Source organism: Pseudomonas sp. NPDC086278 (assembly GCF_050280905.1).
Classification (GTDB): Bacteria; Pseudomonadota; Gammaproteobacteria; order Pseudomonadales; family Pseudomonadaceae; genus Aquipseudomonas.
The window spans coordinates 1-24,831 of record NZ_JBNNWE010000046.1 but is presented as its reverse complement, the minus strand read 5'-3'; the positions used below and the strand labels follow the sequence as shown (position 1 = coordinate 24,831).

Here is a 24,831-nt window from a genome sequence, read left to right as displayed (position 1 = left end):
TTTTTTGCCTGCAACCTCGACTTCGCGCCATCCTAACGCGCTCGCAGCGTTTGATGCAGCCCCTTTCCCGTCAGCGGGATAGACGGTGAGGGCGAAACCCACTCTAATTAGCTTAGTGGCGAACTGACCGCTTCGTTGAGAGTCGAAGCGGATAACTTTTTGCCTTTCCCTGTTTTATCAAGGACGCCCATGTCGCTTTTTAAAATCGCCTCCGTGGCTGCAATCGCCTTGACCCTGGGCGCCTGCCAGAGTCTGTTCCAACCCAACTACCGGACGCCGCTGGAAGTCACCCGCGATGCCAGCGAAACGCTGAAACCGGGTTGCACCACCCCGGATTGCCCATTGGTGAACATCGACACCGTGCGCTTCCCGGCCGAGCCACAGCTGGACGGCATCGTCGAAAAAAACCTGCTGCAATTGACCCGTACCCCGGACACCCCGGCGGCGCCGACCCTGGCCGCCTACCGCGAGCAGTTTTTGCGCACCGCCAAACCGCGTTCCAGCAGCTACTTGCAAGCCAAGGTACGTGAGCAGCATGACGGCTTGGTGATCGTCGAGTTTTCCAGCTACCTGGACCTGGGCGGCGCACATGGCACGCCGGGGCGCAGCTTCATCAACTATTCGCGCCAGCAGCATAAAGTGCTGACCTTGTCCGACATGTTGGTGCCGGGGCAGGAAGAAGCGTTCTGGAAAGCCGCGCAAGTGGCGCACAACAGCTGGTTGATCAGCACCAAGCTCGATCAGGAACCGGAGTTCGTGAAGAGCTGGCCGTTCCAGAAAACCCAGAACGTGGCGCTGACCTACGGCGGGGTGATCCTCAAGTACGAAACCAGCACCATCGCGCCTTACGCGCTGGGCCACGTCGAGTTGAAGATCCCCTACCCACGCCTGAACGGCATTATCAAGCCCGAGCTGTTTCCTGGCCGTAACTGAAGGCTCGACCGAGCACCAGTTGCAGCAGCCCTGCCAGAATCAGCGACGGCAGGGTTGCACCGATGTCCGGATAAAGATTGGCCAGCAAATGATAGGTGCTCACCCCGCCCAACCAGGCGAGTAACGCCGGCCAGCGCAATGCGGCCGACGCCACTTGGGCACTGCGTTTGCGCAGGATGAAGTGATCCACCAGCACCACGCCGAACAGCGGCGCGAACACCGATCCGATCAACAACAGGAAGTTCTGGTACTGGGCCAACGGCGCCAGGCAGGCGATCAAGGTGCAGATCACGCCAATGGCCAACGCCAGGTGCTCGACCTTCAAGCGCAACAGAATCCCGCTCGACACCGCCGCCGAGTGAATGTCGGCGAAGGCGTTTTCCGACTCGTCCAACAGAATCAGCAACAGCGGAATCCCCAGGCCGGCACCGGCCAGCGCCAACAGCAAGGCATTCACTTCACCGCTCGGCGCGAACGCCAGGGTGTAGGCCACGCCCAGGCTCATCAGCCAGAAATTGCCGATAAAGAACCCGAGTGCCGTACCGCCGAACACGTTTTTCGCACGCTTGCCGAAACGCGAGTAGTCGGCAATCAGCGGCAGCCACGACAATGGCATCGCGATGGCAATGTCGAAGCCCACGGCGAATGGCATCGATCCGTCCCCGGCCTGCGCCCACAACGCGGCCAGATCGGCTTTGGCGAACAGGTTCCAGGTCAGCCAGATACACGCGGCCAGCAGCAACCAGATCCCCCACTTGCGCAGGATCTGCCGCACGAAGGTCAGCGGACCGCTGACGGCCAGCAAGGTCGCCAACGCGCCGAAGAACAGGGTCCAGAGCAGCGGGTTCGACCACAGGTTGCCTTCGCTGAAGGCCCGCGCGCCGAGCAGGCTGGCGGCGTCGCGCATGACGATGATTTCGAACGAGCCCCAACCGATCAGTTGCAGCAGGTTCAGCACCGCCGGCAGGCTCGCGCCATGTTTACCGAGGCTGAGTTTGAGCGCGGCCATCGACGATAAGCCCGTGTCGCTGCCGATTACGCCAACGGCGGCCAGCAGCAGCACGCCCACCAGCGTGCCGAGAAAAATCGCCAGCAACGAGCCGGACAGGCCCAGACCCGGCGCGAGCAATGCGCCGGTCTGCAACACCATCAGGCCGATGCCGAGGGAGAACCACAGGGAAAACAGATCGCGGCCGCCGAACACACGTTTGTCGGTCGGCACGGCGATGTCGGGTGAGTAAGTGCTGGGTTGAATGCTCAAGGGTGTTATCTCAGAGGGATAAGTTTGTTATTGAGATCTTCGCGGCCTGGTCTGGCGCCTTCGCGAGCAAGCCCGCTCCCACAGTGGATCTGCGTGGTTCACAAATCCATGTGGGAGCGGGCTTGCTCGCGAAGACGGCGGCACAGGCGCCGTCAATCACAGGTCAGATCAAACCTTCTTGTACAGCTGACTGCCTTCCTGCTTGAACCGCTCTGCCTGTTCCGCCAATCCTTGGGCGACTTCGGCATCGACGGTTTCGATCCGCTGGTTGGCCGCATACTCGCGGACTTCCTGGGTGATTTTCATCGAGCAGAATTTCGGCCCGCACATGGAGCAGAAGTGCGCGACCTTGGCCGAATCCTTCGGCAGGGTTTCATCGTGATACGAACGAGCGGTGTCCGGGTCAAGGCCCAGGTTGAACTGGTCTTCCCAACGGAATTCGAAACGCGCCTTGCTCAAGGCGTTGTCACGAATCTGCGCTCCCGGATGGCCCTTCGCAAGGTCGGCGGCATGCGCGGCGATCTTGTAAGTGATGATCCCGGTTTTCACGTCATCCTTGTTCGGCAGGCCCAAGTGTTCCTTCGGCGTGACGTAGCAGAGCATGGCGCAACCGAACCAGCCGATCATCGCCGCACCGATACCGGACGTGATGTGGTCGTAACCCGGCGCGATGTCGGTGGTCAGCGGGCCGAGGGTGTAGAACGGCGCCTCGTCGCAGCACTCCAGCTGCTTGTCCATGTTCTCTTTGATCAACTGCATCGGCACATGGCCCGGGCCTTCGATCATGCATTGCACGTCGTGCTTCCAGGCGATCTTGGTCAGCTCGCCGAGGGTTTCCAGCTCACCGAATTGCGCCGCGTCGTTGGCGTCGGCAATCGAGCCCGGACGCAGGCCATCGCCCAGCGAGAAGCTGACGTCGTAGGCCTTCATGATTTCGCAGATGTCTTCGAAATGGGTGTAGAGGAAGTTCTCTTTGTGGTGCGCCAGGCACCACTTGGCCATGATCGAACCGCCACGGGAAACGATGCCGGTCACACGTTTGGCGGTCAGCGGCACGTAGCGCAGCAGCACGCCGGCGTGGATGGTGAAGTAGTCGACGCCCTGCTCGGCCTGTTCGATCAGCGTGTCGCGGAACAGCTCCCAGGTCAGGTCTTCGGCGGCGCCGCCGACTTTTTCCAGCGCCTGATAAATCGGCACGGTGCCGATCGGCACTGGCGAGTTGCGGATGATCCACTCGCGGGTTTCATGAATGTGCTTGCCGGTGGACAAGTCCATGACCGTGTCCGAGCCCCAGCGAATGCCCCAGGTCAGTTTCGCCACTTCTTCTTCGATGGACGAACCCAAGGCGCTGTTGCCGATGTTGCCGTTGATCTTCACCAGGAAGTTACGGCCGATGATCATCGGTTCCAGTTCGGTGTGGTTGATGTTGGCCGGAATGATCGCGCGACCACGGGCGATCTCGTCACGGACAAACTCAGGGGTGATGATTTTCGGCACGCTGGCGCCGAAGCTGTGACCGGCGTGTTGCTGGTCCAGCAGCCCGGCGGCGCGAGCCACTTCGAGCTTCATGTTTTCGCGGATGGCGACGTATTCCATCTCGGCGGTGATGATGCCTTGGCGCGCGTAGTGCATCTGGCTGACGTTGGCCCCGGCCTTGGCACGGCGCGGGTTGTTGACGTGAGCGAAACGCAGCTTGGTCAGCTCGGCATCGGCCAGGCGTTCCTGGCCGAAGTTGGAGCTCAGGCCCGGCAGGCGCTCGGTGTCGCCCCGGGATTCGATCCACGGCGAACGCACATCGGCCAGGCCTTTGCGCACATCGATGATGACGTTGGGATCGGTGTACGGGCCGGAAGTGTCGTAGACCACGACGGGCGCGTTGATTTCGCCGCCGAAGTCGGTCGGGGTCACGTCCAGGCTGATTTCGCGCATCGGCACGAGGATGTCCGGACGAGAGCCCTGGACATAAATTTTTTGCGAGCGGGTAAACGGCTGAACCGACTGTTGATCGACTTGGGCCGAATCACTCAGGTTCGTCGTATTTTTTAGTTTTATCGTCATCACGGGCTCTCCAGACAGCATCCAGGCAGTGGAATTTTGTCGGAGCGAACCTGTAACGAATGGACGCGACCAATCAGCCATGACAACGCTGTTGGTGCTGTGCTCAGTGCTCGAGGGGTGTTCGATTGTCGAACAACATCCCGGACGAAGCACAAGAGGACTCGCCGGGTGACGAGAAATCTTGTTCCCTACGCAGGCGCTAACCTGATCAGGTTCAACGGGATCCGAAATTATTCGATCTCAGCCTCATAGCAAGGCACCCCGACAAGAACCCGGCCAGTCTAGACACAACAGGCGAAGAACGCCAACACCGGAGTAAACACCGTGATGAATGGCGTAATTAACGGATTGTTGCCGAACGTGCGCACCACTACACTCGCTACGCCGTGCCGCGGCTTGACGGTGTGCAGGCTGCGCCGTACCTTTGGCGCTCAAATTATCAGCGTAATTTTTTAGGGATGGCCTCATGCTGCGCAAACTCTCACTGGCCCTTGCCGTGTCTTGTGCGTCCAATGGAATGGCCTGGGCAGCTGAAGCGCCCTTATCCACCCGAAACGATCTGGTCAGCGTGTACCAGGAAGCGGTGGACAACAACGCCGACCTCGCGGCCGCTCGCGCCCAATACGGCGCACAGAAAGAAGTCGTACCCCAGGCTCGCGCAGGCTTGCTGCCCAACCTCTCGGGCGGCGCCGAAACGGCCAACGTTCGCACGTCGATCGATCAGCCTTCGGCTATCGCCAACCGCAGCGCGCATTCCTATCAGGCGACACTGGCACAGCCGCTGTTCCGCGCCGACCGCTGGTTCCAGTTCCAGGCCGCCAAGGACGTCAACGAGCAAGCCTCGCTGCAACTCTCGGCGACCGAGCAAAACCTGATCCTGCAGAGCGCCGAAAGCTACTTCAACGTGCTGCGCACGCAAGACAACCTGGCCTCGACCAAGGCTGAAGAGGCGGCATTCAAACGTCAGCTCGATCAATCCAACGAGCGCTTCGATGTCGGTCTGTCGGACAAGACCGATGTGCTGCAATCCCAAGCCAGCTACGACACCGCACGGGCGAACCGAATCGTCGCGCAGCGTCAGGTCGATGATGCGTTCGAAGCCCTGATCACCCTGACCAATCGTCAGTACAACTCGATCTGGGGCGTCGTCCACACCCTGCCGATCCTGCCGCCGACGCCGAACGACGCCAAGGCGTGGGTCGACACCGCCGCCAGACAGAACCTGAACCTGCTGGCCAGCAACTACGCGGTCAGCGCCGCCGAAGAAACCCTCAAGCAGCGCAAGGCCGGCCATGCGCCAACCCTGGACGCGGTGGCGAAGTATGAAAAAGGCGACAACGACGCGCTGGGTTTTTCCAACCCTAATGCGTTCGGCGCCCCTTACAAGGGCGACGTCGAGCAGACGACGGTGGGCCTGCAATTGAACATCCCGATCTACAGCGGCGGGCTGATCAACTCCCAGGTGCGCCAGTCGTACGCGCAACTGGACCAGTCCGAGCAGCAACGTGAAGCCCTGCGCCGGCAAATCGTGGAAAGCACGCGCAACCTGCACCGCGCAGTGAACACCGATGTCGAACAGGTGCAGGCGCGCAAACAGTCGATCATCTCCAACCAGAGCGCGGTGGAAGCGACCGAAATCGGTTATCAGGTAGGCACGCGCAACATCGTAGACGTGCTCGACGCCCAGCGTCAGCTGTACACCTCGGTGCGCGATTACAACAACACGCGCTACGACTACATCCTCGACAACCTGCGCCTGAAGCAGGCGGCGGGCACGTTGAACCCGGGGGACTTGCAGGATTTGGGGCGTTATCTCAAGGCCGATTACAACCCGGACAAAGACTTCCTGCCGCCGGATCTGGCCAAGGCTGCGGCCGAGCAACTGAAGGCGCGGCCGGGTCAGTAAAAGCGAACAACATTCGCGAGCAAGCTCGCTCCCACATTGGGTCCGTTCGTACACAAGTTTTGTGTTCGCAGGAGATCTAATGTGGGAGCGGGCTTGCTCGCGAAGGGGTCATAACATTCAACATCCCGCTTGGCTGTCAGACCGCTTTCGCGAGCAAGCCCGCTCCCACCGTTTGCTCAGCGGTGGATCAGGATTTATCGATCAACCGCCCCAACCCCTCCAGCAACCGCTGCAACGCGCCCTGATTGCTGCGCATCACGTTCAACCCCGCCTGCGCCATGCGCTGCGCATCTCGCGGCAGCTCGAACAAGCGCTGCACCGCCAGCGCCAGCCCTTCGGCATCGTCCACTTCCTGCAACGCCCCGGCGTTGCGCAGCTGCGCGGCGATTTCGAGGAAGTTGAACAGGTGCGGCCCGCTCAGCACCGGTTTGCCCAGCGCGGCGGGTTCCAGCAGGTTATGGCCGCCGTTCGGCACCAGACTGCCGCCGACGAAGGCGCTGTCGGCCAGCGCATACAGAAACAGCAACTCGCCCATGGTGTCGCCCAGCAACACCGAGGTGCGCGCGGTGACCGGTTCGCCGGACGAGCGACGAATCGTCGCGAAACCTTGCTGCCGACACAGTTCGAACACCGCGTTAAACCGCTCCGGATGACGCGGCACCAGAATCAGCAACGCATCGGGATGATCGCCCAGCAGCCGACGATGGGCCGCCAGCACGACTTCGTCCTCACCGTCGTGCGTACTGGCGGCGATCCACACCGGACGCTCCACTGTCTGCCACTGCGCACGCAACTCGGCGGCGCGCTGCAACAGTTGCGGGTCGATGGTCAGGTCGAACTTGATCGAACCGGTCACTTCGACCGTTTCCGGGCGCGCGCCCAACGAGCGGAAGCGCTCAGCCTCGGCCTCGGTCTGCACCGCGAACAGGCTCATCTCGGCCAGCATCGGCGCGGTCAGTTTATGGAAGCGGCCATACCCCTTGGCTGAGCGCTCGGACAATCGTGCATTGGCCAACGCCACGGGAATGGCGCGCTTGGCGCATTGGTGAATGTGATTCGGCCAGAGTTCGGTCTCCATGATCACCGCCAGTGTCGGCCGGACCCGATCAAGAAACCGCGCTGCCGCACACGGCAAGTCGTACGGCAAATAGCAGTGCTGGATGCGCGGCTCGTTGGCGAACAAGGCCTGGATGCGTTCCGAGCCCGTCGGCGTCATGCAGGTCACGGTGATCGGCAGGTGTGGATAACGTTGCAGCAAGGCGCGAATCATCGGGGCGGCGGCAATGCTCTCGCCCACCGACACCGCGTGCACCCAGATGCCGCCCGGTTTCATCGGCGGCAAGCCGAAGGAGAACCGCTCGCCAATGCGTTTGGCATAGGCCGGAGCCTTGCGCGAGCGCAGCCACAGCCGAATCGCTACCAGTGGCAGCCCCAGGTAAAACAGCGCGGTGTAGAGAGTTCTATTCATGGCGGCGGAGTTTATCGGTTTTTTCGCCGATCGCCTGCAAGTGCACGGCAAAACGTTCGGCCAGCCAGCGGGCTGCCGGGCCAAGCGGTTCATCGCGACGCCAGACCAGTTCCACCACCAGCGCCGGCGGGGTCCATTCGCTGACCAGTTCAACTATCTGACTGCGATAACCCGAATACTGCACGACGTTGCGTGGCAGCCAGGCCCAACCGAGGCCGCGCATCAGTAATTCAGCGATCACATAAAAGCTGTCGGCCCGCCAAACCTGCGGGCTCGCAGGCTCGCTGCCCGGATAGACACTGGATTGAGCCGCCATGAGCAATTGTCGATGCTGCGCCAATTGCTGGCAGTCAACCTCCTCCAGCGCCGCCAACGGGTGGCCCACGCCGCAGACCGTGACCATTTCGATACTGCCCAGCACCCGCCGCTCCAGCGCCTCGGGGATTTGCTCGTGGTAGAACAGCAAGCCGAGATCGGCGCGGCGCTCCAGCAGTTTTCTCGCCACATCGCCCTGGGTGCCGTTGGACAACTGCACTTCCAGGCTGGGGAACTGATCGGCCAGCGCGCCAAGGCTGTCGATGACCGGTTGAAACGGCATGGCTTCGTCTTGCGCCAAGCGTATCCGCGCCTCCTGACCGCGCATCATCGCCAGGGCCCGACCGTTCAGCCGCTCGCATTGGCGCAGCACTTCGCGCGCCTCTTCCAGCAGCGCATTACCGGCCTCGGTGAGTTTCGGCTGACGGCCGCTGCTGCGCTCGAACAGGCTGACGCCGAGGTCCTCCTCCAGCAACGCAATCGAACTGCTGACCGCCGACTGCGCCTTGCGCTCCGCCCGCGCCACAGCGGAAAACGAGCGCTGCTCGGCTACGCTGACAAACAGGCGCAGTTGCTCCAAATTCCATTGCGTATTCATCGATCAACCCATCTCCAATACAGATAGGTAATGACTTTACCGCATCTGAACAATCTCTAGAATGCCGACCTCAGAGAGCAACGCTTCACACGAGGATGCACCTATGACCGCTTACTACTACCTGGCCATCGCCATCTGCGCCGAAGTGATCGCGACCGTTTCGATGAAAGCCGTCAAAGGCTTCAGCACGCCGCTGCCGCTGACGCTGGTGATCGTCGGCTACGGCATCGCGTTCTGGATGCTGACCCTGGTGGTGCGCAGCGTACCGGTCGGCGTGGCTTACGCCGTGTGGGCCGGCATGGGCATCGTGATGGTCAGCGTCGCGGCGCTGTTCATCTACGGGCAGAAACTGGATCTGCCGGCGATGCTGGGGATGGCGCTGATCGTGCTCGGCGTTGTGGTCATCCAGCTCTTCTCCAAAACTGCCGGCCACTGAAACGCAATCCACTGTGGGAGCGGGCGTGCTCGCGAAGAGGCCGTGTCAGGCAGCATCGATGCTGACTGACGCGGCCTCTTCGCGAGCAAGCCCGCTCCCACACGGGTTGGCATCCAGCTGATTGATCGCCAGCAATTCCCCTGTTCTTCGAGTCTGTATACTGCGCCCTCGTCTTGAACACTGAGGTCGCTGCATGCCATCCGTTATTTCCACCGACGTTCTGATTGTCGGCGCTGGTGTCGCCGGCCTCTGGCTCAACGCGCGCCTGCGCCGCCAGGGCTTTTCGACCGTGTTGGTGGAAAACGCCAGCCTCGGCGGCGGGCAGAGCGTGAAGTCCCAAGGCATCATCCACGGCGGCGCCAAGTACGCACTGCACGGCGCCCTGACGGGGGCGTCGGAAGCCATCGCCGACATGCCGCGCCGCTGGCGTGAAGCCCTGGCCGGCGACGGCGAGCTGGATCTGTCCGGTGTGCGCCTGTTGTCCGAAGCGCACTACCTGTGGTCGCCCGGCACCATCGCCGGCAACCTCACCAGTTTCTTCGCCAGCAAAGCGGTGCGCGGCCGGGTCGACCAGGTCACGGGCGACCAACTGCCGCCGGCGCTGCAAGACAAGCGCTTCAAGGGCAAGGTCTACCGCCTGGCGGAACTGGTGGTCGACGTGCCGAGCCTGGTTCAACGCCTGGCCGACCTGGCCGGTGACGGTTTGCTCGCCGGTCAGAAGATCGAACCGCTGCTGGAAGGTGGCGTGCTGATCGGCCTGAAGGTCGACGAGCGCGAGATCCGCGCCCAGCGCATCGTCCTCAGCGCCGGTGCCGGCACGGCGGCATTGCTCGAAGCCTTGGGCCTGAGCCGGCCGGCCATGCAGCGCCGGCCGTTGCACATGATCATCGCCAAAGGCCCCAGCCTCAAACCGCTGTACGCCCACTGCCTGGGCGGCGGCACCAAACCGCGCATCACCATTACCACGCACCCGGCCGCCGACGGCCAATGGGTCTGGTACCTGGGCGGCGACATCGCCGAGTCGGAAGGCGTTGCCCGCGAACCCGCCGAGCAAATCGCCACCGCGCAGAAAGAGCTCGGCCAGTTGCTGCCCTGGATCGACCTGAGCACCGTGCGTTGGGCGACCTTGCGCGTGGACCGCGCCGAACCGCTGCAATCGGGCCTGACCCGTCCAGACAGCGCGTTCCTCGCCGAACAGGGCCGTTTGCTGGTTGGCTGGCCGACCAAACTGGCCTTGGCGCCGGACTTCGCCGACCGCGTCATCGCGACCCTGCAACACGACGGCATTCAGCCGAGCCACCCGGCGCCGTTGCCTGAATTACCGAAACCGCCGATGGGCGTGCCTGCCTGGGACCAACTACTGCCATGAGCCAACCGACCCTGCACGACTTTCATCGTCCCTTGGGCAGCACTGGCCTGCGGGTCTCGCCGCTGGGCCTGGGCACGGTCAAACTGGGCCGCGACCAGGGCGTCAAATACCCCAATGGCTTCCAGATTCCCGATGACGATGACGCGCGCCGACTGCTCAAGCTAGCGCACAACATGGGCATCAACCTGATCGACACCGCGCCGGCCTATGGCCGCAGTGAAGAACGCCTCGGCCCGCTGCTGCGCGGTCAGCGCAGGGATTGGGTGATCGTCAGCAAGGTCGGCGAAGAGTTTACCGATGGCCAGTCGAGCCACGACTTCAGCGCGGCGCACACTCGGTTGTCGGTGGAACGCAGCCTGCAACGTCTGGAAACGGATTTTATCGACCTGGTGCTGGTGCACTCCGACGGCAATGACCTGGCGATTCTCAACGACAGTGAGGTCTACGCGACCCTCGCCGCGCTGAAGGCCGAGGGCAAGATTCGCGGCTTCGGCTTCTCCGGTAAAACCGTCGAAGGCGGGCTGAAGGCGCTGGAACAAGGCGATTGCGCGATGGTCACCTACAATCTGAACGAGCAGCATGAGAAAGCGGTCATTGACTATGCTGCTGCTCACGGCAAAGCCATCCTGGTCAAAAAAGCCCTCGCCAGCGGTCACGTCTGCCTCAGCCCGGGCGTGGACCCGGTGCGCGCCAGCTTCGAATTGTTGTTTGAACATCCGGGTGTTGCCAGTGCTATTGTCGGGACCATCAATCCGCTGCACCTCGCCCACAACGTCGCGACCGTTGCCCAGGTCCTACGTAGCAACTGACGCCGCCCCACGCGGCCTTAAGCAGGAGCCGACATGCCGCGTACGCTCATAAGAAAGAACCCGAGCAACTTCAAGACCCTGCCGTTATTTGTCGAAGCGACTCCCGAAGGCCTGAGTTACCAGAGCGTCGGGATGCCGCTCAATTTTTCCCAGACCCTGCAACGCCGCCGCCCCGTGGCCGTGGCGGACAGCGAGCGGTTCGCCGTGGAGCTGGCCAACCTCGGGGTCTCGGTGCGCCTGACCCTGCATTGGCAGAATCGCGATTATTGGGTACTGGTGCGCCAACGCCGCCAGGACCGTGGCGACGTGGTGCTCAAGCTGATCTCCGGTTATGTGCCGGCCCATGAGCTGAACCTGCCACTGCACACGGCCATCCAGGAGATTGCCGAAGAATGCTTGCTGGAAACTCCGGAAGGCTGGCTCGGCGGACGCTTCAACGATACGTGGCTGCCGGCGCCTTACGCCTCGGCGCTGCATTATCGCGAGGCGCTGCCGTTTCGCCTGACGCCGTTGTCCGGCTCGGCACGGCCGGTGCGTTGCGCCAACATGCAGTTGATCGAACGGCCCCGGGCTTATGTGCATTTGCCGACGGCCTCACTGCAATTGATTTACGACTTGCGCCTGGAAGTGCCCAGAGAAGCCAAATCCTTGAGCCTGTTTCATGTCGATGAGCGGCTGGAAGGCGATCAACTGGTCGCCCGGCTGGATCGCAAACGCCCCGACCTGTATCTGATGCCGTTGCAGGATGGCCAGCCGATGGCCGAGCTCTACACGCTGAAAAAGGATCAGTTGTACCCGGCGAGCACCCGTGGGTTGTACCTGGCCGAAAGCTTTGCCCAGCAGGAAGGCTGGCTGGTCAGGGATGAGCGGATTCGCTGGAAGGACTGGGTGCGGCAACAAGGGCTGGCGCCGCCGGGGAAGGATTCGGGACTGGCGCGGTTGCGGGGGAAAGCGAAGCAATTGCTGAAGAAGATTGTGCCGCGCAAGAAAGTCAGCTCTTAAAAGCAAAAGATCGCAGCCTTGTTTCACTCGACAGTTGCCGCATTGAAATGCGACTCGCTGTTGGTGAAACGAGGCTGCGATCTTTTATGGCTTCACTCAGACTTGCGGATCTTCTCGACAATCGCGGTCGTCGAGCTGTTTGCCACCAGGCCCAACACTTTCACGGTGCCGCCGTACGCGCTGACGATGTCCGCGCCGACCACCTGGTCGATCCCGTAATCACCGCCCTTGACCAACACGTCCGGCTTGACCTCGCGCAGCAGGTTTTCCGGGGTGCCTTCAGAGAAGCTGATCACCCAATCCACGGCGCCCAGACCGGCCAGCACGGCCATGCGGCGGTCGACGCTGTTGATCGGACGACCCGGCCCTTTCAGGCGGCTGACCGACGCATCGTCGTTGACCGCAACGATCAGACGATCGCCCTGGGCACGCGCCTGCTCGAGGTAGGTCACGTGGCCCGCGTGCAGGATATCGAAACAGCCGTTGGTGAAAACGATCCGCTCGTTGTGCGCACGCGCATCGTCGACCGCCAGCAGTAATTGCTCGAGGCCGAGCACGCCGCGCTCGGAACCTTCTTCACGCTGAATCGCGCGACGCAGTTCCGGCGCACTGATCGCCGCCGTACCCAGTTTGCCGACCACGATACCCGCTGCCAGGTTGGCCAGCGCCACCGCGTGCGGCAGTTCTTCGCCGGCGGCAATCGCCGCCGCCAGGGTGGAAATCACCGTGTCCCCGGCACCGGTCACGTCGAACACTTCACGGGCACGGGCCGGCAAGTGCAGCGCCGGGTGATCCGGGCGCAGCAAGGTCATGCCGTGTTCGCCACGGGTCACCAGCAACGCGCCGAGATCGAGGTCGTGCATCAATTGCGCGCCCTTGGTCGCCAGCTCGTGCTCATCGGCGCAAGCACCGACGATGGTTTCGAACTCGCTGAGGTTCGGCGTGATCAGGCTGGCACCCCGGTAGATCGAGAAATCCTTGCCCTTGGGATCGGCCAATACCGGAATCCCACGAGCGCGGGCGGCCTGGATCAACACCTGATGGTTTTTCAACGCGCCTTTGCCGTAGTCGGAGAGCACCAGCACCTTGATGCCATCCAGCAACGCATCGACCTGCTTGCCCAACGCCAACGCGTCGGTGGCGAAGGGTTCTTCAAAGTCGATACGCAGCAGTTGCTGGTGACGGCTCATGACCCGCAGCTTGACGATGGTCGGCTGATGCGCGATGCGCTGGAACAACGCCCGCACGCCAGCGCCCTTGAGGCTGTTGGCCAGGCTGTCGGCGGCTTCGTCATCGCCGGTCACGCCGACCAGCGAGGCCGGGGCGCCGAGCGCGGCAATGTTCAACGCAACGTTGGCGGCACCGCCCGGACGGTCCTCGATTTGCTCGACCTTGACCACCGGCACCGGCGCCTCAGGGGAAATCCGTGAGGTACCACCATGCCAGTAACGGTCGAGCATGACATCGCCGACCACCAAGACAGGGGCTTGATCGAATCGCGGCATGGACAACTTCATGGAGCAACCCACATACAAAATGAACAGGGGCGCGATATTAACACAGGGTTGGCGCGGGCTTGTGCGGCGGCTGCAACGGGATGTTTTATCGGGTTTTTTTGCTCATTTAATGATCAAAAAACCGGTAGACGTGCAGCTTTACTCAGGTTTGGTCACGAGGAGCAAGCGACCTGGATACGCATCACCGGGCGCATTGCGCGCCCGGTGAATGAGGGTCAGGCGATATCTTCGGCCGGGGCGTCAAGGCCCATGGCGTTCAGGCGAGCGTAGTAACCGTTCTGTGCCAGCAACTCGGCATGGGTGCCGCGCTCGACGATCCGGCCCTGGTCCATGACCAGAATCAGGTCGGCCTTCTCGATGGTCGACAAGCGGTGAGCGATCACCAGGGTGGTCCGGCCTTTCATGACCTGGTCCAGCGCGGCTTGAATGTGTCGCTCGGATTCGGTGTCGAGGGCCGAGGTCGCCTCATCGAGAATCAGCAGCGGCGCATTCTTCAGCAAGGCCCGGGCAATCGCCAGGCGCTGGCGTTGGCCACCGGACAGCAGCACGCCGTTTTCGCCGACCTGCGTGTCCAGGCCTTCGGGCAGCTGCGCGATGAAATCCATGGCGTACGCGTCTTTCGCCGCTTTCTCGATGTCTTCACGAGGCGCGCCAGCCAGATCGCCATACGCAATATTGTTGGCCACGGTGTCGCTGAACAACGTGACGTGCTGGGTCACCTGAGCGATGTGCTTGCGCAGGTTCAGCAGTTTGTACTGCTCCACTTCAACGCCATCGATCAGGATTTCGCCTTTGTCGTGGTGATAGAAGCGCGGAATCAGGTTGGCCAGCGTCGACTTGCCGCTGCCCGACCGACCGACCAGCGCCACCATCTGTCCCGGCTCGACGGTGAAGCTGATGTCGTCGAGCACCTGGCGCTCGGTGTCCGGGTAGGTAAAGCTCAGGTGCCGAACCTCCAGACGACCGCTGACCGCATCGCGCTCCACCGTCCCGGTATCGACTTCAGGGGCGACGTCCAGCTGCTCGAAGATACTTTCGGCACCGGCCACGCCTTTCTGGATGGTCGAGCTGACTTCGGACAATTGGCGGATCGGCTTGGGCAGCAGGCCGGCGAGCGTGATGTAGGCAACCATGTCACCGGCAGAGGCATCACCGCGCAGGTACAGCACCAGAAACATCAACACGGCCATGGCGCTGTAGATCACCAGTTGCAGCAGCGGGGTATAGATGGCGCCGGTGCGGGTCATGCGCAGTTGCTTGTCGGTGTTGCCCTGGCTCGCCGCCAGGAAACGCTTTTGCTCGTAGACTTCGCCGCCGAAACTGCGGACCACACGATAGCCCTGGATCGTTTCGGAGGACACGTGGGTCACGTCGCCCATGGCAGCCTGGATCTTCTTGCTCTGCTTGCGGAATTTCTTGCTGGCGGTGCGCACCATCACGGCGATCAACGGCAGGATCGCAACCATGACCAGCGTCAGCTTCCAGTTCATGAACAGCAGCGAGGCGAACAGGAAGATCACCGTCATGCCTTCACGAATTACGACCTTGATCGCATCTGTGGCCGCCCCCGTGACCATGGTCACGTTGAAGGTGATACGCGAAATCAAATGACCCGAGTTATGCTTGTCGAAGTACCGGTTGGGCAAAACCAGCAGGTTGTTGAACAGTTGCACTCGCAAGTCATGGACCAGGCCGAGGGAAACCTTGGCCAGAAAGTAGTTGCCCAGATAAGATCCCAGCCCCTGCCACGCGGCGATCAGGATGATCAGCAACGGCACGGCCTGCAGCAGTTGCAAGTCACGCAGGTAAGGCACGGACGGAAACAGCACCGCCTCCGGATTGGACAGACCGTCGACAAAGTACTTGAGGATGTAGCCGAGCATTGGCTGGGTCGAAGCGAAAATCAGAAAACCGACGATGCTGATCAGAAACAGACTGATGTACGGCCGGACATAACCGAGCAGGCGGAAGTAGATTTTCAAGCTCGAAGGGCTTGCGGAGAGACTGGAGTCGGCCATATCACGCGAATGTCGATAAAAAGGACGCTGACTTTAGCACAGCTTTCTTGGGGTTCTGGCAATCGCATAAAGGCTGTTATTGTTAGGCATCGAATTCAGCATCAAATAGCCATCACCCCGAAATGGCCGATCAACTTCAGGATTGAATCTCTCAGCATGCAAGTCAGCGGTTTCAATAGCGTGTCCAATCGAGTTTTCGATTTCATCTGCCTCTGGATTCTTCCGGTCGGCTACTTTCTGCTCTTGTGCGCGCTGTTTTTCCTGCCGGGCCGAAGTTTGCACCACAAGCTTTTTTATGGCCTGTTCAGCATTCCGTCGTTGATTGCCATTTGCCTGCGCCCCCGTGAATTCAAGGAATTGCTGCGTGAGCCCATTTTCGTGGCACTGGTGGTGTTCGCGGCCTGGGCACTGTTGAGCCTGTGCTGGAGCCCTGGCGGGCAAAGTATCGCCGGCCAGTTCAAGCCGCCGATGCACACCCTGTTACTGTTTGCCGGCTGTTATCTGCTGGTGCGCTATCGCAACGATATTCTCCAGCCGCTGCTGTTCAGCGCCGCGATGGTCGGGCTGATCGGCACGGCCTACTTTCTATTCAAATTCGCTCGAGTCTATGAACCCGGGCTTCGCTTGATCGGGGGTGGGGCATTCGACAACCCGCTTCTCAGCTCCCACATATTCGGCTTTTTCTGCGCGTACTGGCTAAGCCTGAGCATGACTTGCAAGCGCCGGCAAATACTCTGGCTGAGTATTCCCGCGATGGTTGTCATGTTCGTCGCGGTTATCGCAACCGGTTCCAGAACCCCGCTGGTGGCCCTGACCATGGCTTCGTTGTGGCTGTGCTTCATTTGCTGGGGGCGCAGGTCTGTCGTCTTGCTGGGTGCCCTGCTCGTCTGTGGGTCGGCCGTGAGCGTACTTTTTTCACAGATGATCATCGGACGAGGCGACTCCTACCGTTTCGAAATATGGCAGCTGGCCCTTAAGGAAATTGCGGATCACCCGTGGATTGGTCATGGCTACAACGCCAATCTGGCGATTGACCCCGGTGTCGGATACACCTTTCAGGAACCCCACAGCTTTGTCCTGGGCGTGCTCTATTACGTCGGCATTTTCGGTCTTCTGCCCTGGTTGTTCTTCCAGGCCTGGGGTTTGCTGAACAGCTGGCGCAATCGCCTGCAACCGCTGTTCATCATTGCGTCGACCTGGCTGGTGTTCGGCATCGGCGCAGGCCTGACCGAAGGCGGCGGGATTATTTCGCGACCCAAGGAGCACTGGTTCCTGCTCTGGATTCCGTTGGCGCTGATCGCCGCGCTGAGTATCAATCAGCGTGCCAGACGCCTGCTGGCAATGCCGGTCAACACGCTCACGCCGATGGCGCTGCAACAACTGTCCGATCAGGCACAGATCATTGAAGAGGATGGCCTGGGCCCCAAAGTCTTGCGCCTGGTCGATGGCAGCTTCCTGAAACTCTTCCGCCGCCGCCGCTGGTACACCTCGGGCAGTTTTAATCCCTATTCCGAACGCTTTGCCGTCAACAGCGAGCAATTGCGCACCATGGGAATTCCCACCCCGCAGATTCTCGCCCTGTATCGGCTCGAAAACGGCAGCAGCGCCGTGCACTATTCGCCGCTGCCGGGCAACACTTTGCGCCAGGTCCTGCAGGGCATTACCGCACCGGCCGTGCGCCAGGCGCTCGTCGAGCGTTTCGGCAAGTTCATGGCGCAACTGCATGAGCAAGGCGTGTATTTCCGCTCGCTGCACCTGGGCAACGTCCTCGTCCTTGATGACGGGGAGTTCGGCCTGATCGATGTCGCCGATATGCGCATCTATCCTTCTTCATTGAGCCTTTCGCTGCGGCAACGAAATCTGCGGCATATGCAGCGCTATACGGTGGATCGGCGCTGGCTGTTCGAAGACCACTTCGACGCGCTGCTCCAGGGATACGCCAAGAAGGCGTCAAAATCAGCTGTTGATAATCTGCACAGGCAAGTGCTGGCCGGGAGTGCCCCGGCCCGGGCTCATTGATGACCGAAACCAACCCCCTCATTGCGCTGGCAGCCTATGCGCTGGCCATCGTGACCGCCGCGCTGCTGCTGCGCGCCGTTCCGAAAATCAATCGGCACCTCACTCATTCCGGTGAAAGCCGTTACGCCAGCATCGATGGGCTGCGTGGCTATCTGGCGTTTGGTGTGTTCGTGCACCACTCGATCATTACCTGGATCTTCCTGCGCACTGGAGTCGTCGACTTTCCGCCGAGCAATTTCTACTCACAGCTTGGCCAAGGCAGCGTCGCACTTTTTTTCATGATCACCGGCTTTCTGTTCTGGAACCGCTTGCTTACTCAAGGACGCCAGCATGACTGGCTGGCCTTTGCGGTATCCCGGGTATTTCGGCTGTACCCGCTGTACTTGCCGCTGATGCTCATCGTGTTTGTCACCGTGTTCTATCTGCAAGGCTGGGAGCTGAAGGAATCTGGGATTCGACTGCTCGGGCAGATTCTGGCGTGGCTGACCTTCGACCGGCCGGACGTCAACCAGTACCACCAGACCGGCATGCTGATCTCCAACGTCACCTGGACACTGGGCTACGAAGTGTTTTTCTACCTGGCGCTGCCACTGGCCGGCATGGTGTTCATTTATCGCGGCAGCTGGCTGCAAGTGGTGCTATGCCTGATCGGCATTTACGCCCTGTACCAGTTGATTGGCTGGGAGCACTCGCTGAAGAAGCACTTTCTGGCGAGCTTCCTTGGCGGCATCGGCGCGGCGTACTGGATTCGCCGGCCGAATCTGGTGGCATGGGGTCAGACACGACTGGCGGGGATTGTTGCGTTGGTGGCGCTGGCGGTTGCGTTTACCGCATTCGACCGCGCGTTCAGCCTGAAGCCATTGCTGCTCATGTCGTTGTTCTTCGTGATCGTCGCGTCCGGGAACACTCTGTTCGGCGCCCTCAGACCGCGCAGCATCCGCTGGCTCGGTGAAATCAGCTACAGCACCTATCTGCTGCACGGTTTCGTGCTGTGGGTGATGGTGCAGCGCCTGCCGCTGCTGGTGGGTCTGGACGCACGTGACACGTGGACTTACCTGGCGCTGCTGGCCGTGTGCTCATGCCTGCTGATCATCATTTGCAGCCTGACATTCCTGTACATCGAGAAGCCGGGCATGACCGCCGGCAAGACGGTTTTGCAGTGGTTTAGACGCAGCCGCAAGGCCGACAAGACGCTGGCCGAGAAGATCGCCCGCTAGCACGCAGCGATCTTCAGGCCGGTTTCAGTCTTTTTCCAGCGGCGAGAACAACAACCGCCCCAGACCACGCCAGGTCTTCTTGTTCCAGGCCTTGAACGGAATCTGCGCCAGCAGTTCGCGGGCCAGCTTGCGGTCGCGATTGGCGGTCTTGAGGAACATCGAACTGAGGAACTTGTAACGCACCTCGTCGTACAGCGGATGATCGCTGAACAGTGCGTAGGACCGCAGAATGTTGTCGATCATGAAACGATGATTCTTGTACGAGTTGGTGGCGTGTTTGCGATAGCGCGCCATCAGCACATTCAAGCCATCGATGAAGTAACCGGCATGCGTCACCTTCAGCTCGATCAGCAAGTCCTCCAGACGAATATTCGGATCAAACCCGCCCACCTTGTCCAGCGCTTCGCGACGAATCATCAGCGTCGGTGCCGGGGGATAAGGCTTGCGCTCCAGGAACATATCGTCGAAGTCCAGGCGACGGAACGGCACGTCACGGCGCTGACGCTTCTCCGGGTACAGATTGCCGTCAGCGTCGATCAGTTCGATGTTGCCGGCGCAGATCCCGACTTCGGGCTTGCCGTCCATATAGGCCACCTGCGTCGCGATGCGCTCGGGCAGCATGATGTCATCGGAACCGAACGGCACGATCAAGCTGCCTTTTGAGCGAGCGATGGCACCGTTGAGGGTATTGGTCAGGCCCTGATTCTGCTGAACCCGGAAATCGAAACCATACTGCGCCTGCAACCGGTTGATGCGCTCGACGCTGTCGTCTTTCGAGCCGTCATCGACCACCAGCAGCTCGATGTTTTCATAGGTCTGATTGAGGACGCTGAGAATGCTTTCCTCGATGTAAGGGCCGTGGTTATACGACGCGATGATGACCGTTACGAGAGGTTGCGCGTCGCTCATGCTTGCTCCTTGCGGGCCTGTTCCAGGCCGGAGTCGATCAGGTTCAGGTATTCCTGACGGAACACCTCGATGTCGTGTTCTTGCTGCAGATAACGAAAGGCTTGTTCGCCCTTGGCCTTGAGCGCGTCATCCGACAGCCCGAGGTAGTTATCCAGCGCCGCAACCAGGCTCGGCACATCCTTCGGCGTAATCGCCAGGCCGCCCGCGCCCTCGATCAGCGGCAGCATGGCCGGCACGTTGGAGGCGATGACCGGCAGGTGACCGCTCATGCCTTCGAGCAGCGCCAGCCCCAACCCTTCGGCGAGCGACGGCATGGTCCAGACGTCGAATGCGCGAATGTACTGGAGGGCGATCTCCTTGAAGCCCAACAAGTGCGCACGACCGCTCAGGCCCAGTTGTTCGATTTCGGCAGCCAGTTTCGATTCTTCGCGGCCGGCACCGATGATCGCCAGTTGGGTGTTCGGGTATTTGTCCTTGAGCGCGGCAAACGCCTGCAACAAATACGTGTGGCCCTTGACCGGCACCAAACGCCCCAAGGCGCCGATCAAGCGCACCGACGGGTCGATGCCCAGCATCTCGCGGGCCTTTTCACGACTGTGTTGCAAGCCCTCGGCCTGCTCGATGTCGATGGCGTTGGTAATCGCATAAGTGTTCTGGTCGGTGAAACCGCAGTCGCAGTCCAGCAAGTACTGTTTCACCGCCGGTGACACGCCGACAAAACGCCAGTGACGATCGATCAGACGCTGGGTCTGACGGCGCCGATAGAACCGGTCGTACTCGCCAAAACCATGGGAAATGCCGATGCACAGCGGCACTTTCAGCCAGCGGTTGAGTGCCAGCATCATGTTCACGGGCTTGAAACGGTTGCAGATCACCACGTCGAATTTCTCGGCGCGGCAAAACTTGTACAGGGTCCACATCGCCCGCAGGCGCAGGCCTTTGAGGGACTTGTCGGAAAACTCGAAGTACACCGAACGGTCGGCCCGGCTCACCGCCTCGCCCGGCCCGGGTTTGCCGCGCAGGAATGCGGCCGTCACTTCATAGCGCTCGCTCGGCAGGGCTTTGACGATCTGCTCCGCAAGGTCGGCAAAATCATGGGCTTTGACGTTGTAGTCGGGCTGCAATTGCAGGACCTTTGACCGCTGGCTCATAACTCTCCCCGCGAAGTAGCGTTGATGGGTGTGTGCTTGAGGATCCACAACAGTTCGTGACGCCGAACCGTCTTGCGAAAGAATTCGTTCTCACCATGGATCGGGGCTTTTCTGCGGGCCAACACCTGCTGAATCAAACGGCGGACGCGACGCTTGAACGGCATGCGCGGTTGCAGGTCGTGCATCATGCCCAGCGCCATGGCTTTATCGCGCTGAAGTGCCAGCGGCAGCGGCAGGCAGCAAGGTTGCATCGGTGTCGCCGAGTCGAAGGCCGGCGGCAGCGCGATGCCATGACCGGCATCGCCCATCGGCCAGCGGTCGTTGTCGTGCAGGTGATTGGCGTAGCCGAGCAAGGTTGTCGGTTGCCAGTCCAGGCCTTGCAAGGCTTCGAGGACGGCTTGCTGGGCGCACAGATGATCAGGGTGCGGATCGAGCGTCGGGTGCGGCAGCACGATCACCTCGGGACGCGCGCGCATCAGCAGTTCCCGCAGGTCGGCGAGCAGGTTGTTCCAGGTCGGCGCACCGTCGGCATCGCCTGGCAGGGTGAACGGATTGAGTTGGCGAAACAGCCGGGTGTCGCTCATCTCCGCTTCCCGCGAGCCGACCGGTTTCGTCGGCGAGGCCTGCATCGCCGCCAGTTGCAGGCAGAAATACCCCAACTGCACGCAATGCGCCTCGGGCACCCCGGCCCAACGCGGCACGGCGATGCTGTCCCAGGCGCGCAAACGGCCCTTGAGCCGCGCCGCCTCGACCTTGTTCAGGCCAATCTGTTGATAGTGTTCGGCTTCGATCTCACCGGCGGTCAAGGTGACGATCCAGGCTTCGTCGGCCTGGCTGTACAAACCGTATACGGCCAGTTCGGCGTCGTCGGCGTGCGGCGCAATCACCATCACCCGCTGACGACGGTAATCCGGTTGCTCCAGCGCCCACAGCACCGGCTCGCCCAGCAGGCGGCAATGACGGCCACGCAAGCGCAATTCACCTCGGGACAACACCTGCGCCTGACCGCTGAGGTTGAGGTAACGCAGACCGTTTACACCACGCTCAAAGGTTTGTCGGTCGGGGTTATCACCGCCGAGCAGCTCGACTACCGGGTCGATGAAGCGTCCCAGCCACGTGCTTTTGACCCGCAGCGCCAGCACCAGCGTGGCGTCGTCGACCAGCATCACGCTCTCGTCCAGCCGCAGGTGTTCACCGTCGAGCCGCACCTTGGGCTGCGGGGTATACGGCGGGAAGCTGTATTGATAATCGTCTTTGGGCGAGTAGAACAGGTGATCGGCGAACCACGCCTCGTGGGCAATCCAGCCCAGCACCGCGAGTATCAGCGGCAACCACCAGGCCACCAGCACGCCGATGAGGATCAGCAGCGCCAAGGCGAGAAGCAGACCGATTCGTTTATTGCGCCGATGGCGTTTGAGCAGTTGCTGTTTGCGGCTCATGGGCTGTCTCACACGGTGAAGACCGGCACGGGATTGCACCAGCGGTCCTTGTATTCACGATCGGCGCGGCCGAAGGAAAACCGCAGGGGTTTGTCCACGGCCCGCGCATGCTCCCAGGCACTTTGGGTGTTGAGGAAACTCAGCACGCTGCCGGGGCTGAACTCACGGGTCTGGGGATCGACGCCGCCGTTGATGTACTCGACGCTGATCCACTGCGGCGCTTCGACGCGATAGACCAGTTGAATCGCGATCGGTGCCCCATTGAGGAAAATGACCGAGCCAATCAGCAATTCGCGCAGCAGCTCGATCACTTCGCCCATGCGCTGCGCGCCGGTGGCCGCAAAGCCCCAGCGACGCTGGAACAGGTCGCAATAGATCGCCGCCAGCTCAGCGCTGGAAAACTCGGCGACCGGCCGCACCACCCCGCCCGCCTCTTCCAGCAGACGCAATTCGCGGCGCTGGTTGTAGCGAAACTTCTTCGACAATTCTTCGGGCGTGCGCGCCATCGCCAGTTGTTCGGTTTGCAACTTGATGCCGGTAAAACGGCCTTCGTTGAGTACCGAAAGGTACCGCGCGCGATGGCGCAACGGCGCTTGGGCATCGGCGGCGGCCGGCAGGATCAACTCGGCGTTGCCGAGGTCGAACAGGCCTTTTTTGCCGCTGCGCTTGAGCACATCCTTGGACAGCGCCAGGTCACGCCCCCAGGTCGGGATCGCGGCGCTGACTTCACCGTTCTGCTCCCAGGCGAGGTAGCGAACCGGAATGCCAGCCAACTGCGCCAGGCGTTCGACCACCATCGGATGAGTGGCGACGCTGCCGCCAAATCGCTGCCACGCTTGTGCATAAGTCGAGGCGTCGACCACCGTCCAGCCACGTTCGCGCCAGCCTTGAAATCGGTTGAGCATCAGCCCCTCGGTGCCAGTTCGGTAACGTGTGGCAAACGCCAGAAAGCATCGCGCACGGCGCGGTCGGAGAAACGTTCACGCAAGCGATCCAGCATCAACCCGGCGCACTGCCGACGTTGCTGCTCGTCCATTGCCGCCAGGTGTTGCAGGCCTTGCGCCAGGTGTTCGGCATCGCCCAGCGGGAACAGAATGCCCACGCCTTCGACCACTTCCTTCGCCCCACCGCACGCGGTGGCAAGCAACGGCACGCCGGCGGCCATGGCCTCCAGCAGCACCATGCCGAACGGTTCGTGATCGGAACTCAACGCAAACACATCGAACGCGCGAAAGTAGTTACGCGCATCCGGGACCTGGCCCAGGAATAGCGCACGGTCGCCAATGCCCAGCTCGCGGGCCAGTGACTTGAGGTCCTGTTCGAGCCGGCCACTGCCGAGGATCACCAGTTGGCTGTTGCCCGGCAGACCCGGTAATGCGGCGGCGAAACCGTGCAGCAGCGTGGCCTGATCCTTGTCCGGGTGCAGCCGTCCGACGTTGCCGACAATCCAGGCATCTGCCGACAGACCGAGGGTTTCCCGCGCCTCTTGCGCCGACACCTGAGTGGCCTGCAACGCGTCCACGTCGATGCGGTTATAGAGCGTTTGAATCCGCGCTGCCGGCCATTTCGGCAGGCAACTGCGCATGTCGTCCCGCACGGCATCGGAGACACCGATCAGGCTCAGCCGCTTGCGGAAAACATGGGCGAATAGTTTGCGGGTACCGCGCTTGTAATCGCCAAACCCGTGGTGCACGCCAATCACCGGCAACGACGTGCCGAGCAAGGCGATGTAGATCGGTTTGAAACGATGGGCAATGCAGAAACTGAAATTGCGCGAGGCGGCGATCTTGCGCAGATCGCCGATGGCGCCCAGCTTCAGGCCGCGAATGGCCTTGGAGCTGTATTCCATGAACAACACTTCATCGGAAGCGCAACCCGCGGCGACGTCGCTATCGGCAACCCCGGTCAGAAAGACCGTGGTGACCCGATAACCCGTCCCCGCGAACAGGCTGGCGTACTGCCGCGCGCAGTCCAGAAACGGCCCGTCATAGCCGTGGCAGAACTGCAGCACATGGCGTTCAGCCGAGCGTGTCATAAGCGTCAGCGCCCTCTTTGACCACCAGGATGTCTTCCATGATCAGATACTGCAGGTCGGAGCCGAAGAACATGTTCAGCGCGTCGGTCGGCGAGCAGATCATCGGTTCGCCGCGACGGTTGAGCGAGGTGTTCAGCGACACGCCGTTGCCGGTCAGCACTTCCAGCGCTTTCATCATGTCGTAGTAGCGCGGGTTGTATTCGCGCTTGAGCACCTGGGCCCGGGACGTGCCGTCCTCGTGGACGACTTCCGGCACGCGGGTCTTCCACTCTTCAGCCACTCCAGGCGACGATAGCCCAGCGCAAAGGATTGCTTGGCCAGCAAGTAAACCGCTTCGGTACTTTTCGGCGAACGCTGCATCGGCGCACCGA

At 61.4% G+C, this 24,831-nt stretch carries 20 protein-coding genes and 1 riboswitch; of the genes, 8 read left to right on the top strand and 12 right to left on the bottom strand.

The features are described 5' to 3' along the window. The first annotated feature begins 189 nt into the window (after positions 1–189). Positions 190–933, top strand: a complete 744-nt coding sequence (locus tag ACQKP4_RS15990; RefSeq protein WP_427634606.1) for an RsiV family protein — start codon at positions 190–192, stop codon at positions 931–933. On the opposite strand, the gene cytX is transcribed toward ACQKP4_RS15990, so the two are convergent. Together cytX and thiC are read right to left on the bottom strand one after the other, a co-directional pair. Next, the gene (gene cytX, locus ACQKP4_RS15985) at positions 902–2,194 is read right to left on the bottom strand and encodes a putative hydroxymethylpyrimidine transporter CytX (protein WP_427634604.1); all 1,293 of its coding nucleotides are present in this window, start codon (positions 2,192–2,194) and stop codon (positions 902–904) included. The genes ACQKP4_RS15990 and cytX overlap by 32 nt on opposite strands. Before the next feature lie 168 nt (positions 2,195–2,362). Next, positions 2,363–4,252 carry a phosphomethylpyrimidine synthase ThiC gene (thiC, locus tag ACQKP4_RS15980; RefSeq protein ID WP_427634603.1) on the bottom strand — a complete coding sequence of 630 codons (1,890 nt, stop codon included), beginning with the start codon at positions 4,250–4,252 and terminating at the stop codon, positions 2,363–2,365. Positions 4,253–4,420: 168 nt separating this feature from the next. After that, positions 4,421–4,526: riboswitch (TPP riboswitch) on the bottom strand. Positions 4,527–4,718: 192 nt separating this feature from the next. Between thiC and ACQKP4_RS15975 the strand changes: the two genes are divergently transcribed. Further along, entirely contained in the window at positions 4,719–6,158 is a 1,440-nt protein-coding gene (locus tag ACQKP4_RS15975; RefSeq protein ID WP_427634601.1) for a TolC family outer membrane protein, read from the top strand. 187 nt (positions 6,159–6,345) lie between these two features. On the opposite strand, the gene waaA is transcribed toward ACQKP4_RS15975, so the two are convergent. Next, positions 6,346–7,626 (bottom strand): lipid IV(A) 3-deoxy-D-manno-octulosonic acid transferase, encoded by a 1,281-nt coding sequence (gene waaA / locus ACQKP4_RS15970; RefSeq protein ID WP_427634600.1) that lies wholly within the window; start codon positions 7,624–7,626, stop codon positions 6,346–6,348. Next, a complete protein-coding gene (locus ACQKP4_RS15965) occupies positions 7,619–8,539 on the bottom strand; it encodes a LysR family transcriptional regulator (RefSeq protein ID WP_427634598.1) in 921 nt (306 codons plus the stop codon). Before ACQKP4_RS15965 ends, waaA begins: the two co-directional genes overlap by 8 nt. A gap of 103 nt (positions 8,540–8,642) precedes the next feature. Between ACQKP4_RS15965 and ACQKP4_RS15960 the strand changes: the two genes are divergently transcribed. The 4 genes from ACQKP4_RS15960 (at position 8,643) to ACQKP4_RS15945 (ending at position 12,155) form a co-directional block, all read left to right on the top strand. Continuing rightward, positions 8,643–8,975 (top strand): DMT family transporter, encoded by a 333-nt coding sequence (locus ACQKP4_RS15960; protein WP_427634596.1) that lies wholly within the window; start codon positions 8,643–8,645, stop codon positions 8,973–8,975. A 193-nt stretch (positions 8,976–9,168) separates the two neighbouring features. Beyond that, a complete protein-coding gene (locus ACQKP4_RS15955) occupies positions 9,169–10,344 on the top strand; it encodes an NAD(P)/FAD-dependent oxidoreductase (RefSeq protein ID WP_427634594.1) in 1,176 nt (391 codons plus the stop codon). Then, a complete protein-coding gene (locus ACQKP4_RS15950; protein ID WP_427634592.1) occupies positions 10,341–11,153 on the top strand; it encodes an aldo/keto reductase in 813 nt (270 codons plus the stop codon). Before ACQKP4_RS15955 ends, ACQKP4_RS15950 begins: the two co-directional genes overlap by 4 nt. Before the next feature lie 33 nt (positions 11,154–11,186). Further along, positions 11,187–12,155 carry a metal ABC transporter ATPase gene (locus ACQKP4_RS15945; RefSeq protein ID WP_427634590.1) on the top strand — a complete coding sequence of 323 codons (969 nt, stop codon included), beginning with the start codon at positions 11,187–11,189 and terminating at the stop codon, positions 12,153–12,155. 92 nt (positions 12,156–12,247) lie between these two features. On the opposite strand, the gene hldE is transcribed toward ACQKP4_RS15945, so the two are convergent. Together hldE and msbA are read right to left on the bottom strand one after the other, a co-directional pair. Further along, positions 12,248–13,672: a bifunctional D-glycero-beta-D-manno-heptose-7-phosphate kinase/D-glycero-beta-D-manno-heptose 1-phosphate adenylyltransferase HldE gene (hldE, locus tag ACQKP4_RS15940; RefSeq protein WP_427634588.1), complete on the bottom strand. Its 1,425-nt coding sequence runs from the start codon at positions 13,670–13,672 to the stop codon at positions 12,248–12,250. A gap of 215 nt (positions 13,673–13,887) precedes the next feature. Then, positions 13,888–15,690, bottom strand: a complete 1,803-nt coding sequence (msbA, locus tag ACQKP4_RS15935; protein ID WP_427634586.1) for a lipid A export permease/ATP-binding protein MsbA — start codon at positions 15,688–15,690, stop codon at positions 13,888–13,890. Between the two features lie 156 nt (positions 15,691–15,846). Here msbA and ACQKP4_RS15930 point away from each other — a divergent pair, with 156 nt between their 5' ends. Both ACQKP4_RS15930 and ACQKP4_RS15925 read left to right on the top strand, forming a co-directional pair. Beyond that, positions 15,847–17,709 (top strand): O-antigen ligase family protein, encoded by a 1,863-nt coding sequence (locus ACQKP4_RS15930; protein ID WP_427634584.1) that lies wholly within the window; start codon positions 15,847–15,849, stop codon positions 17,707–17,709. Next, positions 17,709–18,926, top strand: coding sequence for an acyltransferase family protein (locus tag ACQKP4_RS15925; RefSeq protein WP_427634582.1), 1,218 nt, complete (start codon positions 17,709–17,711; stop codon positions 18,924–18,926). The genes ACQKP4_RS15930 and ACQKP4_RS15925 overlap by 1 nt, the downstream gene beginning before the upstream one ends. A 24-nt stretch (positions 18,927–18,950) precedes the next feature. On the opposite strand, the gene ACQKP4_RS15920 is transcribed toward ACQKP4_RS15925, so the two are convergent. The 6 genes from ACQKP4_RS15920 to ACQKP4_RS15895 form a co-directional block, all read right to left on the bottom strand. Then, a complete protein-coding gene (locus ACQKP4_RS15920; RefSeq protein WP_427634580.1) occupies positions 18,951–19,835 on the bottom strand; it encodes a glycosyltransferase in 885 nt (294 codons plus the stop codon). After that, positions 19,832–20,986, bottom strand: a complete 1,155-nt coding sequence (locus tag ACQKP4_RS15915; RefSeq protein ID WP_427634579.1) for a glycosyltransferase family 4 protein — start codon at positions 20,984–20,986, stop codon at positions 19,832–19,834. Before ACQKP4_RS15915 ends, ACQKP4_RS15920 begins: the two co-directional genes overlap by 4 nt. After that, positions 20,983–22,425 carry a PIG-L deacetylase family protein gene (locus ACQKP4_RS15910; protein ID WP_427634577.1) on the bottom strand — a complete coding sequence of 481 codons (1,443 nt, stop codon included), beginning with the start codon at positions 22,423–22,425 and terminating at the stop codon, positions 20,983–20,985. Before ACQKP4_RS15910 ends, ACQKP4_RS15915 begins: the two co-directional genes overlap by 4 nt. An 8-nt stretch (positions 22,426–22,433) precedes the next feature. Beyond that, on the bottom strand, positions 22,434–23,330 hold the full coding sequence (locus ACQKP4_RS15905) for an antimicrobial resistance protein Mig-14 (RefSeq protein WP_427634575.1): 897 nt from the start codon (positions 23,328–23,330) through the stop codon (positions 22,434–22,436). After that, positions 23,330–24,460, bottom strand: a complete 1,131-nt coding sequence (locus tag ACQKP4_RS15900) for a glycosyltransferase (RefSeq protein WP_427634573.1) — start codon at positions 24,458–24,460, stop codon at positions 23,330–23,332. Before ACQKP4_RS15900 ends, ACQKP4_RS15905 begins: the two co-directional genes overlap by 1 nt. After that, positions 24,444–24,831 (bottom strand): carbamoyltransferase C-terminal domain-containing protein (locus tag ACQKP4_RS15895; RefSeq protein WP_427634571.1); only part of this gene is annotated, 388 nt, incomplete at its 5' end. The genes ACQKP4_RS15895 and ACQKP4_RS15900, both read right to left, overlap by 17 nt.

Bases quoted from the DNA above. Each gene is read 5' to 3' on its own strand.
- ACQKP4_RS15920 (WP_427634580.1), bottom strand. From the start codon at position 19,835: ATGAGCGACGCGCAACCTCTCGTAACGGTCATCATCGCGTCGTATAAC.
- ACQKP4_RS15955 (WP_427634594.1), top strand. From the start codon at position 9,169: ATGCCATCCGTTATTTCCACCGACGTTCTGATTGTCGGCGCTGGTGTC.
- waaA (WP_427634600.1), bottom strand. From the start codon at position 7,626: ATGAATAGAACTCTCTACACCGCGCTGTTTTACCTGGGGCTGCCACTG.
- ACQKP4_RS15990 (WP_427634606.1), top strand. From the start codon at position 190: ATGTCGCTTTTTAAAATCGCCTCCGTGGCTGCAATCGCCTTGACCCTG.
- ACQKP4_RS15960 (WP_427634596.1), top strand. From the start codon at position 8,643: ATGACCGCTTACTACTACCTGGCCATCGCCATCTGCGCCGAAGTGATC.
- hldE (WP_427634588.1), bottom strand. From the start codon at position 13,672: ATGAAGTTGTCCATGCCGCGATTCGATCAAGCCCCTGTCTTGGTGGTC.
- ACQKP4_RS15975 (WP_427634601.1), top strand. From the start codon at position 4,719: ATGCTGCGCAAACTCTCACTGGCCCTTGCCGTGTCTTGTGCGTCCAAT.
- ACQKP4_RS15905 (WP_427634575.1), bottom strand. From the start codon at position 23,330: ATGCTCAACCGATTTCAAGGCTGGCGCGAACGTGGCTGGACGGTGGTC.
- ACQKP4_RS15945 (WP_427634590.1), top strand. From the start codon at position 11,187: ATGCCGCGTACGCTCATAAGAAAGAACCCGAGCAACTTCAAGACCCTG.
- thiC (WP_427634603.1), bottom strand. From the start codon at position 4,252: ATGACGATAAAACTAAAAAATACGACGAACCTGAGTGATTCGGCCCAA.
- ACQKP4_RS15925 (WP_427634582.1), top strand. From the start codon at position 17,709: ATGACCGAAACCAACCCCCTCATTGCGCTGGCAGCCTATGCGCTGGCC.
- msbA (WP_427634586.1), bottom strand. From the start codon at position 15,690: ATGGCCGACTCCAGTCTCTCCGCAAGCCCTTCGAGCTTGAAAATCTAC.
- ACQKP4_RS15965 (WP_427634598.1), bottom strand. From the start codon at position 8,539: ATGAATACGCAATGGAATTTGGAGCAACTGCGCCTGTTTGTCAGCGTA.
- ACQKP4_RS15950 (WP_427634592.1), top strand. From the start codon at position 10,341: ATGAGCCAACCGACCCTGCACGACTTTCATCGTCCCTTGGGCAGCACT.
- ACQKP4_RS15900 (WP_427634573.1), bottom strand. From the start codon at position 24,460: ATGACACGCTCGGCTGAACGCCATGTGCTGCAGTTCTGCCACGGCTAT.
- ACQKP4_RS15910 (WP_427634577.1), bottom strand. From the start codon at position 22,425: ATGAGCCGCAAACAGCAACTGCTCAAACGCCATCGGCGCAATAAACGA.
- ACQKP4_RS15930 (WP_427634584.1), top strand. From the start codon at position 15,847: ATGCAAGTCAGCGGTTTCAATAGCGTGTCCAATCGAGTTTTCGATTTC.
- ACQKP4_RS15915 (WP_427634579.1), bottom strand. From the start codon at position 20,986: ATGAGCCAGCGGTCAAAGGTCCTGCAATTGCAGCCCGACTACAACGTC.